Annotated in this window: 20 protein-coding genes; 7 read left to right on the forward strand and 13 right to left on the reverse strand. The window is 68.1% G+C overall.

Translation table 11 applies throughout. From position 1 onward, the window contains the following. Positions 1 to 202 precede the first annotated feature (202 nt). Complete coding sequence (ptsP, locus tag AC07V5_RS00005; RefSeq protein ID WP_495113415.1) at positions 203 to 1,981, reverse strand: phosphoenolpyruvate--protein phosphotransferase; 1,779 nt, start codon at positions 1,979 to 1,981, stop codon at positions 203 to 205. 115 nt (positions 1,982 to 2,096) lie between these two features. On the opposite strand from ptsP, the gene AC07V5_RS00010 reads away from it, so the two are divergent. Further along, positions 2,097 to 2,900, forward strand: a complete 804-nt coding sequence (locus tag AC07V5_RS00010) for a GNAT family N-acetyltransferase (RefSeq protein ID WP_495113416.1) — start codon at positions 2,097 to 2,099, stop codon at positions 2,898 to 2,900. Positions 2,901 to 2,908: 8 nt separating this feature from the next. Here the strand turns inward: AC07V5_RS00010 and AC07V5_RS00015 are convergent, their stop codons facing one another. The 3 genes from AC07V5_RS00015 to AC07V5_RS00025 are packed head-to-tail and all read right to left on the reverse strand — an operon-like array spanning position 2,909 to position 4,043. Continuing rightward, positions 2,909 to 3,178: an HPr family phosphocarrier protein gene (locus tag AC07V5_RS00015; RefSeq protein ID WP_495113417.1), complete on the reverse strand. Its 270-nt coding sequence runs from the start codon at positions 3,176 to 3,178 to the stop codon at positions 2,909 to 2,911. Further along, on the reverse strand, positions 3,175 to 3,573 hold the full coding sequence (locus AC07V5_RS00020; RefSeq protein WP_495113418.1) for a PTS sugar transporter subunit IIA: 399 nt from the start codon (positions 3,571 to 3,573) through the stop codon (positions 3,175 to 3,177). The genes AC07V5_RS00015 and AC07V5_RS00020 overlap by 4 nt, the downstream gene beginning before the upstream one ends. Before the next feature lie 11 nt (positions 3,574 to 3,584). Beyond that, the gene (locus tag AC07V5_RS00025) at positions 3,585 to 4,043 is read right to left on the reverse strand and encodes a hypothetical protein (protein WP_495113419.1); all 459 of its coding nucleotides are present in this window, start codon (positions 4,041 to 4,043) and stop codon (positions 3,585 to 3,587) included. A 71-nt stretch (positions 4,044 to 4,114) separates the two neighbouring features. Between AC07V5_RS00025 and AC07V5_RS00030 the strand changes: the two genes are divergently transcribed. The 4 genes from AC07V5_RS00030 (at position 4,115) to AC07V5_RS00045 (ending at position 8,241) form a co-directional block, all read left to right on the forward strand. Continuing rightward, positions 4,115 to 5,353 (forward strand): CaiB/BaiF CoA transferase family protein, encoded by a 1,239-nt coding sequence (locus AC07V5_RS00030; protein ID WP_495113420.1) that lies wholly within the window; start codon positions 4,115 to 4,117, stop codon positions 5,351 to 5,353. Positions 5,354 to 5,540: 187 nt separating this feature from the next. Next, a complete protein-coding gene (locus AC07V5_RS00035) occupies positions 5,541 to 6,644 on the forward strand; it encodes a hypothetical protein (protein WP_495113421.1) in 1,104 nt (367 codons plus the stop codon). Between the two features lie 40 nt (positions 6,645 to 6,684). Next, positions 6,685 to 7,176 (forward strand): TlpA family protein disulfide reductase, encoded by a 492-nt coding sequence (locus AC07V5_RS00040; RefSeq protein ID WP_495113422.1) that lies wholly within the window; start codon positions 6,685 to 6,687, stop codon positions 7,174 to 7,176. A gap of 81 nt (positions 7,177 to 7,257) precedes the next feature. Further along, positions 7,258 to 8,241, forward strand: a complete 984-nt coding sequence (locus AC07V5_RS00045; RefSeq protein ID WP_495113423.1) for an N-acetylmuramoyl-L-alanine amidase-like domain-containing protein — start codon at positions 7,258 to 7,260, stop codon at positions 8,239 to 8,241. Here the strand turns inward: AC07V5_RS00045 and lipA are convergent, their stop codons facing one another. After that, positions 8,242 to 9,210, reverse strand: coding sequence for a lipoyl synthase (lipA, locus tag AC07V5_RS00050; RefSeq protein ID WP_495113424.1), 969 nt, complete (start codon positions 9,208 to 9,210; stop codon positions 8,242 to 8,244). A 2-nt stretch (positions 9,211 to 9,212) separates the two neighbouring features. Beyond that, positions 9,213 to 9,902 carry a lipoyl(octanoyl) transferase LipB gene (gene lipB / locus AC07V5_RS00055; RefSeq protein ID WP_495113425.1) on the reverse strand — a complete coding sequence of 230 codons (690 nt, stop codon included), beginning with the start codon at positions 9,900 to 9,902 and terminating at the stop codon, positions 9,213 to 9,215. A gap of 56 nt (positions 9,903 to 9,958) precedes the next feature. Between lipB and AC07V5_RS00060 the strand changes: the two genes are divergently transcribed. Further along, the gene (locus tag AC07V5_RS00060; RefSeq protein ID WP_495113426.1) at positions 9,959 to 10,603 is read left to right on the forward strand and encodes a tetratricopeptide repeat protein; all 645 of its coding nucleotides are present in this window, start codon (positions 9,959 to 9,961) and stop codon (positions 10,601 to 10,603) included. Here the strand turns inward: AC07V5_RS00060 and AC07V5_RS00065 are convergent. From AC07V5_RS00065 to AC07V5_RS00095, 7 genes are all read right to left on the reverse strand, one after another. Continuing rightward, positions 10,583 to 11,752, reverse strand: a complete 1,170-nt coding sequence (locus AC07V5_RS00065; RefSeq protein ID WP_495113427.1) for a GGDEF domain-containing protein — start codon at positions 11,750 to 11,752, stop codon at positions 10,583 to 10,585. The genes AC07V5_RS00060 and AC07V5_RS00065 overlap by 21 nt on opposite strands. Positions 11,753 to 11,861: 109 nt before the next feature. Next, a complete protein-coding gene (locus AC07V5_RS00070) occupies positions 11,862 to 12,164 on the reverse strand; it encodes a DUF493 family protein (protein ID WP_495113428.1) in 303 nt (100 codons plus the stop codon). Between the two features lie 174 nt (positions 12,165 to 12,338). Continuing rightward, entirely contained in the window at positions 12,339 to 13,484 is a 1,146-nt protein-coding gene (locus tag AC07V5_RS00075; protein WP_495113429.1) for a D-alanyl-D-alanine carboxypeptidase family protein, read from the reverse strand. A 21-nt stretch (positions 13,485 to 13,505) separates the two neighbouring features. After that, positions 13,506 to 14,129 carry an alpha/beta hydrolase gene (locus AC07V5_RS00080; protein ID WP_495113430.1) on the reverse strand — a complete coding sequence of 208 codons (624 nt, stop codon included), beginning with the start codon at positions 14,127 to 14,129 and terminating at the stop codon, positions 13,506 to 13,508. Then, a complete protein-coding gene (locus AC07V5_RS00085) occupies positions 14,126 to 14,452 on the reverse strand; it encodes a (2Fe-2S) ferredoxin domain-containing protein (RefSeq protein WP_495113431.1) in 327 nt (108 codons plus the stop codon). Before AC07V5_RS00085 ends, AC07V5_RS00080 begins: the two co-directional genes overlap by 4 nt. A gap of 14 nt (positions 14,453 to 14,466) precedes the next feature. Beyond that, positions 14,467 to 15,567: a VanZ family protein gene (locus AC07V5_RS00090; RefSeq protein WP_495113432.1), complete on the reverse strand. Its 1,101-nt coding sequence runs from the start codon at positions 15,565 to 15,567 to the stop codon at positions 14,467 to 14,469. Between the two features lie 87 nt (positions 15,568 to 15,654). Beyond that, on the reverse strand, positions 15,655 to 16,083 hold the full coding sequence (locus tag AC07V5_RS00095; protein ID WP_495113433.1) for a CopD family protein: 429 nt from the start codon (positions 16,081 to 16,083) through the stop codon (positions 15,655 to 15,657). 381 nt (positions 16,084 to 16,464) lie between these two features. Between AC07V5_RS00095 and hemB the strand changes: the two genes are divergently transcribed. Then, positions 16,465 to 17,481: a porphobilinogen synthase gene (gene hemB, locus AC07V5_RS00100; RefSeq protein WP_495113434.1), complete on the forward strand. Its 1,017-nt coding sequence runs from the start codon at positions 16,465 to 16,467 to the stop codon at positions 17,479 to 17,481. The last annotated feature ends 3 nt before the right edge of the window (positions 17,482 to 17,484 follow it).

Here is a 17,484-nt window from a genome sequence, read left to right on the forward strand (position 1 = left end):
AACCCGCCGCACTTACCGTCTCCGGTCAGCGCCGCGCTTTGTCAGCAGCGAAGCCCACGACTGTAGCACAGGAATTTAAGGCAGCGCAAGAAGTTCGGCGAATTGATGGCGAGGGCGCGCCGCGCCAGGCCTCAGTCTCGCCCGAGGCTCACCACTACCTATATAGATAAGCGCAAGACGCTGCTCATTGCGTCCACCACGCTCAGTGCACCGCAGCAGCCCCGCTTCTGGCGGTAGCCAGCTCTTTGTCAGCCACGGTCTGCGGATCCTCGCTCTCGAGAATGGCCGGCAGTGCAGCAGCCAGGCGTTGCATATCAGCGCGCAACACGCGCTGCTTCACCGCTGGGATCTGTGAGGGATGCATGGAGAAGCTCCGCAGCCCCATCGCCAGCAAGAGTTCAGTGAAGACCGGGTCGCCGGCCATCTCGCCGCAAACGCTGACACCCTTGCCGGCCAAGCGCGCCTGGGAAATGGATTGGCTGAGCAGTTGCAGCACTGCCGGATGCCAGGGATCGTAAAGATGGGCCACGGCCTCGTCGGCGCGGTCGATGGCCAGCGTGTACTGGATCAGGTCATTGGTTCCGATGGACACGAAGTCCACATGCCGCAGCAGGAGCGGCAGCATGACGGCGGCTGCGGGGATCTCGATCATGACGCCCAGCTCGACGCGCGTGTATGCGTGGCCAGCGTCGGTAAGCTGCTGCTGCACCTTGCGCACGGTTTCGAGGATCTGCCTGACCTCTGACAGATGGGCGACCATCGGAATCAACAGCTTGACCTTGCCGAAAGCGCTCGCTCTATAGATAGCACGCAGCTGCTGGCGGAACATGCTGGGTTCGGCCAGGCTCCAACGAATGGCGCGCAGGCCCATGGCCGGGTTGAGCACATGCTCGTGGCGCAGTTCGTTGACGGTCAGCCGATCCAGTGGCTTGTCGGCGCCAACGTCGACGGTGCGTATCGTGACCGGCATGCCCTTCATCGCCACGACGGCAGCCTTGTAGGCCGCGAACTGCTCGTCCTCGCTCGGCAGCTCACCGTCCCGGTTCATGAACAGGAATTCGCTGCGAAAGAGGCCGACACCCGTCGCACCGGCCAGAACGGCGGCCTCGGCATCCGCAGGCATCTCGATATTGGCGTGCAGCTCGATGTGCTCGCCGTCCAGCGTAACGGCCGGCGTGTGGCGCAGGCGGCCCAGGCGAGCGCGCTCCAGTTCGCTCTGACGCTGGCGGAAGCGGTACTCCTCCAGCACGATGGGCGAGGGGTTGACGATGACGGTGCCGGCGTCGCCGTCGATGATGACCCAGTCGTCCTGCCTGATGAGGCGCGAAGCCTCACGGGTGCCCACCACCGCCGGAATGTCCAGGCTGCGCGCGACGATGGCCGTGTGCGAGGTCTTGCCGCCGATGTCGGTGATGAAGCCGCGGAAGACGCTGCGCTTGAACTGGATCATGTCGGCCGGCGCGATGTCGGCGGCGACGAGCAGCAGCGGGTCCTCCCCCGCGAAGTCCCGCGGCGTGACGGGCGTGGGCGTGTCGCCCTGCTCCTCGGCCAGCGCGCGCAGCACACGCTCGACGACCTGCTCCAGATCGGCCTTGCGCTCGCGCAGGTAGTCGTCCTCCATCTCGTCGAACTGGCGGGCCAGCACTTCGAGGTGGGCAGACAGCGCCCATTCCGCGTTGTAGTGCCGCTCGACGATCCAGTGGCTGGCGCCACCGGTGAAGGCCTCGTCGTGCAGCAGCATCAGATGCACATCGAGCAGCGCGGCTAGCTCATGCGGCGCGTCGTCGGGCAGTTCGTCCTTGAGAGTGGTCAATTCCAGCGCGACAGCGTCGCGAGCGCGCAGCAAACGCTCGACCTCGCCCTGGATCTCGGCCGGCGAGACGAAATAGTGGGCCACGTCGACGCGGCTGGAGGCCACCAGCACGGCACGGCCGATGGCCACGCCGCGAGAGACCGCAATGCCGAACACCTGAAAACTCATCAGCGCTCCCCGCAGATCGAGGGGCCAATGTAGCGCGTCGCGCGACCCCCTCAAGTCATGGTTTTTTCATGAGGGTTTCACCGCCGCGTCAAACCGCCAACTCAGCATGGCGGCCATGAACCGCAGTCAAGTCATCATGCATGCGCCGTCGCATGCCCTCGCCCTGCCGCGCCCGGCGCGCGCCTCTTCCACCCGCCTCAGCGTCAGCTGGGCCCGCAGCGAATCCGAGGTGCGCGAAGCCCAGGCGCTGCGCTACCAGGTCTTCGCCGTCGAGATGGGCGCACGGCTGGCCCCACCCAAAGGTACGCCGGCCTGCCTGGACGTCGATCTCTTCGACGCCTACTGCGAGCATGTGCTCGTGCGCGCCAGCCACGAGGACGGCGAGCCCGGCCCCGTAGTCGGCACCTACCGCGTGCTGACGCCTGCGGCCGCCAAGCGCGCCGGCGGCCTCTACAGCGACACCGAGTTCGACCTGACCCGACTGCGCGGCATGCGCGCCCGCGTGGCCGAGATCGGCCGCTCCTGCGTGCATGCCGACCACCGCAGCGGCGGCGCCATCATTGCCCTGTGGGGCGCGCTGGCGGAGTTCATGGCCCGCAACGGGCTGGACACCGTCATCGGCTGCGCCAGCGTCAGCATGCGGGATGGCGGCCATTTCGCGGCCAGCCTGTGGAAGCAAATCGCCGCCGACCACCTCGCCCCCATCGACTACCAGGTGCGCCCTCGCCTGCCGCTGCCGATCGCGCACCTGCGCCAGGACCTGGTGGTGGAGCCCCCGGCCTTGATCCGCGGCTACCTGCGCTGCGGCGCCAAGCTGCTGGGCGAGCCCGCCTGGGATCCGGACTTCAATACCGCCGACCTGCCACTGCTGCTGCGCACGGCCGACCTGCCCGCGCGCTTTCGCCGCATCACCGGCTGAGCCGGGACTTACTGGCCTTCGCCGAACTTGTCGTTGACGAGGGCGGTGATCGCGCCCTGCGCCGCCTGTTCGTCCTCGCCGTCGGTCTCCAGCTCGACCGTCGCGCCGATGCCGGCGGCCAGCATCATGACGCCCATGATGCTTTTGGCGTTCACGCGCCGGCCGTTGCGGGTCATGTAGACCTCGCACTTGAAACTGCCGGCCAGCTTGGTCAGCTTGGCCGAGGCGCGCGCGTGGAGACCCAGCTTGTTGCTGATGGTGAGGGTGGAGGTGATCATTCTTCGGGAGGCAAGGGAGGCGTGGCAACGATGCCGCTGATCGAGCCCTGCATGGCGCGCCGGGCCAGTTCGGTCAGAGGTTTCTGGCTGGCGTAGCAGAGCGTGCGCCACAACATGGGCACGCTGACACCGCTGAGCACCTGCACCTGCTCCCCCGCCAGCCGCTGGGCGCCGTTGCTGGGCGTCGCGCCGAAGACATCGGTCAGCACCAGCCAGTCAGGCTGGCCGGCCTGCGCCATCAGCGTTCGAGCGGCTGCCTCCACGTCCTCGGCGCACATGCCGGGGTGGACATCCAGCACGGTCAGCGTCGGTGCGCAGTCCGGAAAGGTGTGCTCGGCCACCTGCCGCAGCGCAGAGGCCAGCGGCGCGTGGGCGATCACGAGCAAGTTGGGCATGGGGAGGGATGTTAGCGGGCGGTCTCGATGCCCAGCCCGGCGCGAAAACTCTCCCAGGCCGGCGCGTCGTCCCGCTCCGCCGTCATCAGCGCCTGGTAGACCCGCACGCCATGGGCAAACACGGCAATTCGCGTGACGCCGGTGGCGCCGGTCAGCCGGTACTCCGCGGCCTCGGGCATCGGCGTCATGCCCGGTACCTGCAGGGCGGCGGCTGGTGGCAGCGCCTGGCCGAGCTTGCCGGCCAACGCCTGGGGCATGGCCTTCAGTGCTGCGCCCACCTGGGTGGGATCGGGCACGTCGGCCCAGGACACCGAAAAGCGCTTGCCCGCCGCCTCGCACTGGGCCAGCCCCATGTCCTTGCGCTGCTCGACCTCGGGCTTGCAGGGGAAAAGGGCCACCGCACCCGACCCGGCCGGCCGGGTTTCCCGCCAATTCAGCGCGGGCTGACAGGCCGCCAGCAGGGTCAGCATTAGGGCAAATCCGGCGGTCGTCCTCGGGTGCATGGCCGAATTATCGACAGCCGGCCGCCGACAATTCCGCAATGCAAGACAAGCCCCTTCCTCAAGCCCTGGCCGGCGTGCGCGTGCTGGACCTGTCCCGCGTGCTGGCCGGCCCTTGGTGCACGCAGACCCTGGCCGACCTGGGCGCCGACGTCATCAAGATCGAACGCCCTGGCAGCGGCGACGACACCCGCGCCTGGGGCCCGCCCTATCTGAAGGACGCCGACGGCCAGGACACCTCGGAGGCCGCCTACTTCCTCGGCGCCAACCGCAACAAGCGCTCACTGGCTGTTGACCTGGCTACTGCCGAGGGCCAGGCCATCGTGCGCAGGCTCGCGGGCCAGGTCGACGTGCTGGTCGAGAACTTCAAGGTCGGCGACCTGGCCCGCTACGGGCTGGACGCCCAAAGCCTGCTGGCCGAGCACCCCGGCCTCGTCATCTGCTCCATCACCGGCTTCGGCCAGACTGGCCCCTACGCCGAGCGCGCCGGCTACGACTACGCCGTGCAGGGCATGGGCGGGCTGATGAGCGTCACCGGCGAGCGCGACGACCTGCCCGGCGGCGGGCCGCAGAAGGTTGGCGTGGCCGTGGCCGACCTGTTCACCGGCATGTATGCCACCGTCGCCATCCTCGCCGCGCTGCGCCACCGCGACGCCACCGGGCAGGGCCAGGTCATCGACATGGCCCTGCTGGACACCCAGCTCGCCATGCTGGCCAACCTGGGCAGCAACTACCTGTGCAGCGGCCAGGCGCCCGGCCGCATGGGCAATGCCCACCAGAACATCGTGCCCTACCAGGTGTTCGAGGCCAGCGATGGCTATCTGATCCTGGCTGTCGGCAACGACCGCCAATTCGCCAAATTCTGCGAGATCGCCGGCCGGCGGGACTGGGCAGTCGACCCGCGCTTCGCGACCAACTCCGAGCGCGTGCGCCACCGCGCCATCCTCGTGCCGCAGCTGGAAGAGGCGATGCGCCAGCGCCCCCGGGCCGACTGGCTGGCCGCGCTGGAAGCCGCCAAGGTGCCCTGTGGCTCGATCAACTCTATTGGTGAGGCGCTGGCCGACCCGCAGGCGCAAGCTCGCGGTGCCGTGGTTGCCCTGCCCCACCCCCTGACACCCGACCTGCGCCTCATCGCCAGCCCGATGAAGCTGTCCGCCACGCCGGTGGCGTATCGACACCCCCCGCCGCTGTTGGGCCAGCACAGCGACGAGTTGCTGCGAGAAGCCGGCTGTTCTGTGGAGGAAATCACAACTTGGCGCGCCGCCGGTGTTATTGCCTGAGGGCTAACCCACCCCTGAACCAAGGGTTTCCCCCTGCCCAGGGGATGGAGGCGGGGCCGTCCTGTCCTCAGCATGCGCTTTCACACCGCGGCGGGCCAACAACCTAGAACCATCCGCCGCGGTTTCGTCTTCCGGGGTCATGTCCACACCGCCTTCTTCCGCACCTGCTAGTGCCGCCAACGATGTCATGCCTGAGCCGACGCCGGTCCAGTGGGCGGATATCGTCCAACAGCTCGGCGCCGAGATCGCGGGGCCGTTGAGCGCGGCGCTGGAACAGATCCAGAACCTCGCCACCACCGGCCAGATCGACCGCCGTGGCCTGCGCCTGCTGCGCCGCAGTGTGGACGACGCGCGCACCGCAGGCATGCTCGGCCAGCAGCTGGCCCGGCTGGCCTCCGGCCGCTTGCGCCTGAACCGGGAACGCCAGCACCTCACGCAGATGCTGCGCAGCGTGCTGGCCCAGCGCAGCCGCGAAACCCAGGCGCGCGGCGTGCAGGTGCGCCAGTCGCTGAAGCCCGTCGAGATCTGGGCCGATGGCGCCCTGCTCTTCGCGCTGCTGAACGCGCTGATGGACTGGGCATTGGCCAACACGCATTCCTCCGTTGATTTGCGGCTGGACCTGACGCCCTGGCCGGTCAAGGCCCGCCTGAGCTGCCGCTTCGCCCACCGTTCGCTGGAACTGCTCAGCGATGACGCCGACCCGCACGCATCGACGCCGGGGCTGGATTCCCTGGCTTGGCGTCTGCTGGAGCAGACGGCCATCACGCTGGGTGTGCTGCCGCTGCGCGAGCAGGAGTCGGGCATCACGCTGCTGACGCTGGAGTTCAACCAACTCGCGCCCGACGAGGCACCGCCCGCGCCCGACAGCACGCACGCCCAGTTGGAAGCCGAGGCCGAGCGCATGGGCGGCAACTCGCGCCCGCTGGCGGGCTGCCAGTTGCTCATCTTGTCGGCCAACCGCGAGCTGCGCGCCGAGGCCCAGGCCGCGGTGCGGCATATGGGCATGCTGATCGACACCGTGGGCAACGTGGCCGAGGCCGAGCAGTTCTGCCGCGAGGGCCTGCCCCACGCACTGCTTTTCGACGCGGCGCTGATGAGCGAACCCCTGCTGCAGCTGATCGCCGGCGTAGGGCGCGATGCGCCGGACTTCAGCTTCGTCGAGATGTTCGACGGCGAGCACCGCACCCAGCTGTCCACGGCCACCCGAGACGGCGTCGCGCGCATCTCGCGCCGCAACCTGCCGGACGCGCTGCCGTCGCTGCTGATGTTCGAGCTGGCCAAGCGGCCTTGAGAGACCAGAGGGCATTGGGCCGGCGCCTAAAATCCGGCCCATGCTGTCCCGCCGCACCCTCGCTCCCGCCCTCGCGCTGATCTGCGCCGCCGCGTTGTCGGGCTGCGCCCGCGAACAAGCGCCCGCCGTCGACTACGTGCTGCTGAACGGCGAGAAGGCGAGTTCGCAGCAATGGGCCGGCAAGGTCATGCTGGTGAACTTCTGGGCCACCAGCTGCGCGACCTGCGTGAAAGAGATGCCGCAGATCGTTGCCACCCACGACAAGTACAAGGCCCGCGGCCTGGACACGCTGGCCGTCGCGATGAGCTACGACCCGCCGGCCTTCGTGTCCCGGTTCGCCGACACGCGCAAGCTCCCCTTCGGCGTGGCCATCGACAACACCGGCAGCGTCGCCCAGGCCTTCGGCCCGGTGCAGATGACGCCGACGACCTTCCTCATCAACAAGCGCGGCGAGATCGTCAAGCGCTACGTCGGCGAGCCCGACTTCGCAGCGCTGCACGGGCTCATCGAGAAGTTGCTGGCCGAAGCCTGAGCGGCCCCTGCCGTCAGGGCGTTATGGGTGGCCCACAAGCTCTCATGACCGCAACCCAGGCCGCTGGCTGACACTGCGGCGATGCACAAGACCCTTGCACCCCTGGCCCTCGCGTTGCTGCTGGCCGGCTGCGCGCACTCACCGCAACCTGCACCGCCGCCGCGCATCGAAGCCACGGCCGCCCAGCTCGACGCGGCCCGCCGCGTCGGCCTGGACGCCGCGCAGCTGGGCGCCATGCTCAACAAGCCGCTGTTCCAGATGCAGCCCGCCGAGTTGGGCCGCTTCCTGGCCTGGCAGCAGCTGGATCAGCCGGCGCTGCGCCAGCGCATCGCCGCCCTGGCACGCAAGAACATCGGCCAGCCGTACGAGCTGTTCCTGCTCGGCGAGTTCCCCTACGAGACCTACGACAGCCAGCCGCTGTTCGACCTGAGCAGAAGCGACTGCGTCGTCTTCGCCGAGCATGTCTACGCGATGGCGCTGAGCGCCTCGTGGGAGGAGTTCTTCTGGATGCTGCAACGCATCCGCTACCGCGACGGCGTCATCGGCACGGCCACGCGCAACCACTACACGGAGGCCGACTGGAACATCGCCAACGGCTGGCTGGTGCAGGACATCACCCGCTCGCTGGGCGTGCCGACCCAGGCCTACCGCCAGGTCATCGACCGCAAGGCCTTCCTGCTCAAGCAGTTCAAGATCAACCGCGAGATTCCGGTCCAGCCCTTCGACGATGTCTACGTCGCCAAGCAGGACGTGGCGGCCATCGAGGCCCAGCTGCAGGACGGCGATTTCGTCAACGTGATCTCCAGCCGCGGCCGCGATTCGTGGGCCTCGCATGTCGGCCTCATCGTCACCGGCGCGGATGGGTCGCGCCGCCTGCTGCACTCGGCCGAACCTCAAGTGCGCGAGGAAACGTTGCAGGGCTTCATTGCCCGCATGGCCGAACGCGATGCGCGCCAGGCCGGGCAGAACAAGGCGCAGCTGGCGGGCTTCAAGTTCCTGCGCCTGAACGAGTCGCCGCAAGTGCCGCCGATGGCACCGCAGCCCCGGCCCGCGCGGCCGTTCTGATCAGACGGCGGTGGGGTTCAGCGCCGCGTGGGCTTGCTCGTCCGCGTGGTAGCTGGAGCGCACCATCGCACCCACGGCCGCGTGCGTGAAGCCCAGTTCGTAGGCTTCCTTCTCGAACTGCTTGAACTGGTCCGGCGTCACGTAGCGACGCACCGGCAGGTGGTGGCCCGAGGGTGCCAGGTACTGGCCGATGGTGATCATGTCGATGTTGTGCGCACGCATGTCGCGCATGACCTGGCGGATCTCGTCGTCCGTCTCGCCCAGGCCGACCATGATGCCGCTCTTGGTCGGCACGCCCGGCACTTCTTCCTTGAAGCGCTTCAGCAGGTTCAGGCTGAACTCGTAGTCCGACCCCGGGCGCGCTTCCTTGTACAGGCGCGGCGCGGTTTCGAGGTTGTGGTTCATCACGTCCGGCGGCGCGGCCTTCAGGATGTTCAGCGCACGGTCGGCACGGCCGCGGAAGTCGGGCACCAGCACCTCGATCTGCGTCGTCGGGCTGAGCTCACGGACCTTGGTGATGCATTCGGCGAAGTGGCCGGCGCCGCCGTCCTTCAGGTCGTCACGGTCGACGCTGGTGATGACCACGTACTTGAGCTTCAGCGCGGCAATCGTCTTGGCCAGGTTCAGCGGCTCGTCCACGTCCAGCGGGTCCGGCCGGCCATGGCCGACGTCGCAGAACGGGCAGCGGCGGGTGCACTTGTCACCCATGATCATGAAAGTGGCCGTGCCCTTGCCGAAGCATTCGCCGATGTTGGGGCAGCTGGCTTCCTCGCAGACCGTGTGCAGCTTGTGCTCGCGCAGGATCTGCTTGATCTCGTAGAAGCGCGTGCTCGGCGAGCCGGCCTTGACGCGGATCCAGTCGGGCTTCTTCAGCACCTCGGCCGGCACGATCTTGATCGGGATGCGCGAGGTCTTGGCCTCGGCCTTTTGCTTGATCGTCGGGTCGTAGGTGGTCGTCGTGTCGGACATGGTCAAAGCGTCGAGACTTCAAATTGTGCCGAGAGCCGCTCGGCGAGCCGCCCGGCCGCGGTCGGCCAGTCGGTGAAAACCCCGAGTTTATCGAGGGATGTGGTTTCCAGCCCTTCGTATCCGCAAGGGTTGATGCGCTGGAAGGGTTCCAGGTCCATCGCGACATTGAGCGCGAGGCCGTGATACGTGCAGTGGCGACTGACCTTGATGCCCAGCGCGGCGACCTTGGCGAGCCCCTTGAACGGGTCGCTCGGGTCACTCGGCCCGGCCAGCGCCGCGTGGCTGCCAGGGTCGGCCGGGCGCACATAGATGCCTGGCGCGCCGCCAACGCGCAGGCCGGTCACACCGTAGCTGTCGAGCGTCTGGATGATGGCCGTCTCCAGGCGGAAGACGTATTCCTTGACGAAGATGCCCAGCCGCCGCAGGTCGACCAGCGGATAGGCCGTCACTTGACCAGGGCCGTGATACGTCACCTGGCCGCCGCGCTCGGTGGCGACGACGGGGATGTCGCCGGGTAGCAGCAGGTGCTCCGGCTTGCCGGCAAGGCCTTGCGTGAAAGTGGGCGCGTGCTCGCACAGCCAGAGCTCGTCCGGCACGTCATCGGCATCCGGGGCGACGCGCGCCGCCGTGAAGGCACGCATGGCCTCCAGCGTGGGCAGGTATTCGACCCGCCCGAGAGTCTTGACGATCATGCGGGCATCATAGGCAGGCGCTGTAAGCCCCGGCGCGCCTGAGCCGACTCGCCCTGATGAAGAAAACCCTGCTGATCACCGCCCTGCTGCTCGCCACCTCGCTGGCGCGGGCCGCCCCGCTGTCCGACGCGCTGACCGCCTACGACGAGGGCAACCTCAAAGTGGCCGCCAAGGGCTTTGCCGAATCCGCCAAGCGCGGCGAGGCATTGGGCCAGTTCAATCTCGCTATGATGAATCTGCGCCGCGAACTGCCCGGCGCCAGCGACGCCAAGGCCTGGCAGTGGCTGCAGCGCGCGGCCGCCCAGCAGCACGCACTGGCCGAGAACGCGCTGGGCGAAATGATCGAGCAGGGCCGCCATGGCAAGCCCGACGCCAAGGCCGCCTGCGGCTGGTTCGAGCGCGCGGCGGAGCACGGCAGCGGCGACGGCGCGCTGGCCACGGCGACCTGCTACTTCCTGGGCCGTGGCCGCGGTCAGGACATGGCCCAGGCTCACCGCTGGTATCTGGAAGCCGCCAAGGCCGGCGACGTCGGCGCGCAGTACATCGTCGCGTCGATGTTCGAGACGGGCTCGGGCGTGGAAGCAGACGAGCGGCTGGCGCGCTACTGGTACGACGTGGCGGCCAGGAACGGCGACGACGCGGCCAAGGCCAAGCTCAAGGCCCTGCAGGCCAACGAGGCCTCAGGCAAGGACCAGGTCTGAGGGCGTCGCTGCCGGGCCTTCGATCCGGTTGCGCCCGCCACGCTTGGCGCGGTAGAGGGCTTGGTCGGCGCGGTTCAGCACGGCCTCCCAGTCCGCGTCAGCGGCTTCGCTGCCGCTGTAGCCCACGCTGACCGTGATCGCCAGCGGGCCGCGCTCGGTCAACAGCGGGCTGTCCGCCACTCGCGCGCGCAGACGCTCTGCCAGCGACTGCGCCTGCGCGCCCGGCACGCAGACGGCGAACTCCTCGCCGCCGATGCGGAAGCGCTCGTCATACCCGCGCAGCTCACGGGCCACCACCGACGTGACGTGCTGGATGGCCTGGTCGCCGACCGCGTGACCGTGGCGGTCATTGATCGACTTGAAGTGGTCGATGTCGAAGATGAGCAGATGAAAGCCCGCCGCGGTCCGGCGTGCGCGATCGAACTCGGCGGCCAGCCGGCGCGACATGGAGCGTCGGTTGAACCAACCGGTCATCGGGTCGATTTCAGCCAGTTGCTGCAGGGCCAGCGCCTTGCTGCGGATCACGAGCAGCGCGCAGGCCGTCGATGCCAGCAAGGTGAAGAGGAAAAGCGCCAATCGGCCGGAGGTCTGGACGAAGTCGCTGCCCAGCAACTGCAGCGTCGAGCCGGGGCTGGCCGTGACCGCCGCGAAGCGCGTGCCCAGTTGGAGCACATAGATGGCCTCCAGGGCCAGCAACAGCGTCGCAGGCGAACGCCAGCGAAATCCTGGTGAGCGCCAGATGATCCAGACGCCAAAGAGGTTGATGGCGGCGTGAATCGGCAGGACCACCAGCCAGCGGGATTCGACCGAGCCCTGCAACGCTGGCAGCGCGTGCAAGCCGAGCATGCCGGCGCCCACGAAGAGCGCCAGGCCGGTCAGCGGCGGCAGCCCGACGTGGCGCCGGAAGCCCGACAGGATGAAGACATGACCGGCCAGCACGCTGGCATTCGCCAGTGCGATCAGCACAGGCCCGGCCTTGGCTTGCGAGAACAGAAAGGCCGTCACGCTGTTCCAGACAAACAGCAGGCCGGCCATCGACCAGTCCCTGAGGCAACGGTCCTGGGGGCTCGCCGCGTAAAAGGCGCCCATCCCCAGGCCCATGACCAGGGCGCTCAGGCAAGTCACCACCGCCAGCGTATGGATGTCCATTTCTGCCCTCCGTCTGCCGCCTTCAGGCGGTCGCCGCCCCTCTCTGGGGCGCCGAGACTCTAAGAGCCAGGACCTGGCTGCGCCCGGCGATGGGCGCCAAAACCGTGGCCTACAGCACGACCTTGACCATCGGATGCGTGGTCAGCGTGCGGTAGATCTCGTCGAGCTGCTCACGGCTGGTCGCCGTGATGGTGATGGTCAGACCCAGGTAGTTACCGCCCTTGCTCGGACGCTGCTCGATGGTCGATGCATCAAAGCCCGGGTCGAACTGCCGGGCGACGTGGGCGATGGCTTCGACGAAGCCATCAACCTGCGCGCCCATGACCTTGATCGGGAACTGCGACGGGTATTCGATGAGGGACCGCTCGGGCGGCACTTCGGGCAGTTCAGGCAAATCGGGAGGCAGGTTCATGGCGTCCTCGCTCAGAAGCTGTGGATGGATTCAGCGCGTTCGAGCGGGCCGCTGCGGGGCTGCCAATCAAGGCGCAAAGCACAGTCGCAGCGTGTGCTGCGGCGAGCATTTGCAACGCCGAGTGGCAGTTCTGCAGCGGGACGAGCGGGCGTGCGGAATTCGTTCACAGCTTTTCTACTTGATCCAGAGGCGGATGGAGTCGAAGGCGCGGCCGAAGAGGCCGGCGACCGGCACGGCTTCCTGCACGATCAGCGGCACCTCGGCCACCGGCGCGCCGGCCGTCGTCGTCACGCGCAGCGTGCCGACGCGCTGGCCCTTGTTCAGCGGCGCCACCAGCGGGTCGGTGCGCTCGACCTGGGTCTGCAGTTTGCTGCCGTCGCCGCGCGGCACGGCCACGAAGATCGCATCGGCGGCGCCGAGCTTGACCTCCTTGGCCTCGCCCTTCCAGACGGGCACGGTCGCGATGACCTTGCCGGCGTCGAAGACCTTGACCGCGTCGAAGGCCGTGTAGCCCCAGTTCAGCAGCTTCTGGCTCTCGCTGGCACGGGCTTCCTTGGAGGAGGTGCCCATGACGACGCTCAGCAGGCGGCGCTTGCCGTTGGGAAATTCGCGGTTGGCGCTGGCCACGAGGCAGTAGCCGGCCGCGTCGGTGAAGCCCGTCTTCATGCCGTCCACCGTCGGGTCGCGGCGCAACAGCAGGTTGCGGTTGTCCTGGCGGATCTTGTTGAAGGTGTAGTCGCGCTGCGAGTAGTAGGCGTAGTACTCGGGGTAGTCCGTGATGATGTGCGACGCCACGATGGCCATGTCGCGGGCGCTGCTCCTGTGGCCAGGCTCGGTCATGCCGGTCACGTTCTTGAACTCGGTGTTCTTCAGGCCCCAGGCCTGGGCCTGGCGGTTCATCAGCTGCACGAAGTTCTCGACCGTGCCGCCCACGCCCTCGGCCAGCGCCACGGCAGCGTCGTTGCCGCTCGGGATGATGAGGCCGCGCAGCAGCTCGTCGACCTTGGGCGTCATCGTCGTGTCGATGAACATGAGCGACGGGTCGCCCTTGCGCTCGTCCCAGGCGCGCTTGGACACGGGCAGGGTCTGCTCCAGCGTCAGCTTCTTGTCGCGCAGCGCACCGAAGGCGACATAGGCCGTCATCAGCTTGGTCAGCGAGGCGGGGTCCTGAGACGCGTCGGCTTCGCGTTCGGCGAGCGTCTTGTGCGTGGTCAGGTCGATCAGCACGTAGTTGCGTGCGGCGATCTCGGGCGGTTGCGGGGCCTGCGCTTGCGCGGCGAGCGCGAGCGTGGCGAAAAGTGAGGCAAGAATTCGTTTCATCGGATCAGGTCAGGCACGGCCTCAGATCTTCGTGGGATCGAAGGCACGCACCACCAGGGACTTGAGCAGCGGCAGCTGCCCATGGAAGAAATGGCCGACGCCAGGCACCACAGTGACCGGCAGGCTCTGCGGCCGCGCCCACTCGAGCACGGCGGACAGGGGCACCACGTCGTCGACCTCGCCGTGGATGACCACGGTATCGGCCGGCACGGGGGCGGTGTCGAAACGGCTGGTTGCGGGGCCGACGAGGACGAGGCGCTGCGCAGGCTCGCTGAGCGCGACAGCCGCCCGCGAGGCGACGTAGCCGCCGAAGGAGAAGCCGGACAGGATCAAGGCCTCACCGGGCGTGCGAACGGCGTCGAGCACGGCCAGCGCGTCATCGACTTCGCCGCGGCCTTCGTCCCAGCCACCTTCGGATTTGCCGATGCCGCGGAAGTTGAAGCGCACAGCACGCCAGCCGAGCTGGATGAAGGCGCGTGCCAGTGTCTGCACGACCTTGTTGTCCATCGTGCCGCCCTGCGTGGGGTTAGGGTGGCAGATGAGGGCCGTGCCGACGGGCGTGACTCCCTCGGGCGGGAGGTCGATCGCCACCTCGATCTGGCCGGCCGGGCCGGGCACGAGGCGTTTTTCAGTCTGCGAATTCATCGGCCGACGTTGTCCGGCAGCACCAGGCGTTCGACGACCCGACCATCACGCAGATGGCTGTCGACGATCTCGTCCAGGTCGCTCTTGTCGACCCAGGAATACCAGACGGCTTCCGGGTAGACGACGGCGACGGGGCCGCCCGCACAGCGGTCCAGGCAACCAGCCTTGTTGACGCGGACGCCACCCTTGCCAGCCAGGCCGAGTTGCTTCACGCGGGACTTGCAGTGATCGAAGCCGGCCTGCGCGTCGTGGTCAGCGCAGCTGGACTCGCCGTTGGTGCGCTGGTTGAGGCAGAAGAAGACGTGGCGCTCGTAGTAACTCATCGCCAGAGATTCTCTCACTCGGGTTTCTGCACGAGGCGCGCGGCGAGCCAGACGAGTGCAACGAAAGGCCATGTCCACGCCAGCCAGCGCGTCAGGCCGTAAAGGTTGACGAAGCGGCCATGCTCCCAGGCCTGCATGTTCAGCGTCAAATAGGGGTCGCTGGGCGCGATGCTGATGAGCCCGATGAGGGCGCACAGCACGAAGAGGCCCAGGGCCGCCGCCACGCGCGACGGCAGCAGGCAGGCCAGCAGCGCCAGCCCGACGCCGAGGCCGACGCCAGGCCGCGTGGCGTCGCTGAGCCAGGCCCAGGCGTGGTCGGGCCCGAAGGCCATGGCCGTCGCGGTGGCCGTGCCCAGCAGGCCCAGCAGCACGGCGCCCCCGGCCAAGGCCAGGCGGCGCAGGCCGGGGCGGGCGACGGTGATCATCAGCAGCACGGGTGCGAGCAGCCCCAGCCCGATCGACAGCGCCTCCAGGCCCGGCGGCAACTCGTGCTCGACAGTGACGGCATCGCCCCACTCCAGCGCCCAGGGCGTGCCGGCGAGGGCGTCGACCAGTGATTCGCGCCACCAGGGCAGCCACTGGCCGAGGCCGAAGGGGAGCGGCGTCGGGTAAAGCAGGGCCAGCGGCCACAGCGCAAGCAGGGCCAGGGCCGGCGCGCTGCTGGCACCGAACCAGTGGTCGCGTACGTCCTCCCAGCGCTCCAACCCGCCAAGGGCGCTGAGCAACAGACCCAGCGCCGCGCCCAGCGTGCTGCCAGCGCAGTTCAACGCCCAGTCCGACAGCGAAGGGACGCGGCCCGGCACGTAGAACTGCAGCGTCTCCATCAGGAAGGACAGCGCCGGCCCGGGCAGCAAGCCCAGCAGCAGGCCGCCGCGCAGGCCCCAGCCCGAGCGCATCGCCGCGGCAAAACCCAGCAGGCCCAGCGGGATATAGCCGAGCAGATTGGCCTCGACATCGAAGGCCCAGAAGCGCGGCGGCCAGGGCAGGCCAAACAGCCAAGGAAGGCCCAGGCCCGGCGGCACCCGCAACGGCCAGAAGGGGTAAAGGCTGGCGTAGACGACCAGGCCGAGCTGGGCCAACAGCAGCCAGGTAGCGGAGCTTTGGCGGCGGCGCATGCTCAGCGCCCGCCGGGCCGCCCCAAGGGCGCTGGTGCCCCCTCGGGGGGCAGTGTGCGAAGCACGCGTGGGGGCTGCTTCATGGCTTCAGAAGGGCTTGACCGTCACCAGCACGACGATGGCGGCGAACAGCAGCACGGCCGTCTCGTTGTAGATGCGGAACCAGCGGTGGCTGCGGCGGTTGGACAGCTCCTCGAAGCTGCGCAGCAGGCGACGGTTCATGTGGTGGTACCCGACGACGCCGACGACGAGCAGCAGCTTGGCGTGCAGCCAGTAGCTGCCGGAAAAGCGCCCGGCACCAAAGCCCAGCCAGACCCACAGGCCCAGCAGCAGGGCGGCGCCCATCAAGATGCTGGTGAAGCGATGCAGCTTGTGCGCCATCAAGAGCAGGCGCTCACGTTCGGCATGGCTGTCAGCGGGCACCATGGCCAGGTTCACGAAGATGCGCGGCAGATAGAACAGGCCGGCGAACCAGGCGGCGACGAAGACGATGTGGAAGGCTTTGACCCAGAGCATGGTGTCATTATGGGCAGTGCCTACAGTCAACGAACTGTCCGGCCTCGCGCCACCCTAGGTGGCGCGGACGGGCCTCGTGGCATGGGGCCGCAGGCCCCGGCGCGCCAGCGCCAAGCGACTCGCATCGCGAGGCGCATGCCCCGTGACCGACAAAAAAAAGCCCCGGTTCAAGACCGGGGCGAGAAAGCCTTTTCGCTGTCATCACGTCAAGGCTCCTGCTCAGGGAGGAAAAGCAGGGAACGACCACCTTGCGGCTATCATTCGCGCACAAGTTTAGCGCGCTTGAGCGGCGACGTCACGAATAAATGATGTCTGGATGTGCCATCCATCACGCGCCGGGCCGCAGCCCTCTCATCTGCCTGCACAGCCCGAGGATTCGACGTGACCCGCTCCGTTTTCACCCCGTCCGCCTTCCCAGCCGCACGCCCGCGCCGCCTGCGCCGCGACGCCTTCACGCGGGCCTTGGTACGTGAAAACACGCTGCTGGCCAGCGACCTCATCCTGCCGGTCTTCATCCACGAAGGCGAGAACCTGCTCCAACCCGTAGCCTCCATGCCCGGCGTATCGCGCCAGAGCCTGGATCACCTGCTGCGCACAGCTGAGCAATGCCTGGAGCTGGGCATTCCCGTGATCGCCCTCTTCCCGGCCATCGACCCCTCACTGAAGACGCCCGATGGCGCCGAGGCCTTCAACCCGCAGGGCCTGATCCCGCGCGCCGTGCGGGCCCTCAAGTCGCGCTTCCCGGAACTGGGCGTGCTCACCGACGTGGCCCTGGACCCCTACACCAGCCATGGCCAGGACGGGCTGCCCGACGAGACCGGCTATCTGCTCAACGACGCGACCGTCGAGCTGCTGGTGCGCCAGGCGCTGACCCAGGCCGAGGCCGGTGCGGACATGGTGGGCCCCAGCGACATGATGGACGGCCGCATTGGCGCTATCCGCACGGCCTTCGAAGGCGCAGGGCATATCCACACGCGCATCATGGCCTACAGCGTGAAGTACGCGAGCAGCTTCTACGGCCCGTTCCGCGATGCCGTGGGCTCGCGATCGGCCCTGGGAAAAGCCGACAAGAAGACCTACTACGTCGACCCGGGCAACAGCGACGAGGCGCTGCGCGAGGTGGCGGCCGACCTGGCCGAAGGCGCGGACATGGTGATGGTCAAGCCCGGTATGCCTTACCTCGACATCGTGCGCCGCGTGAAGGACGAGTTCGGCGTGCCGACCTTTGCCTACCAGGTCAGCGGCGAATACGCGATGCTCAAGGCCGCCGCGGCCAACGGCTGGCTGGACCATGACGCCGTCATGATGGAGTCGCTGCTGGCCTTCAAGCGCGCGGGCGCCGACGGCGTGCTGAGTTATTTCGCGCTCGACGCCGCGCGGCTGCTGAAAAAGGCGTGAACC

Source organism: Roseateles sp. GW821-FHT02E12 (assembly GCF_059421665.1).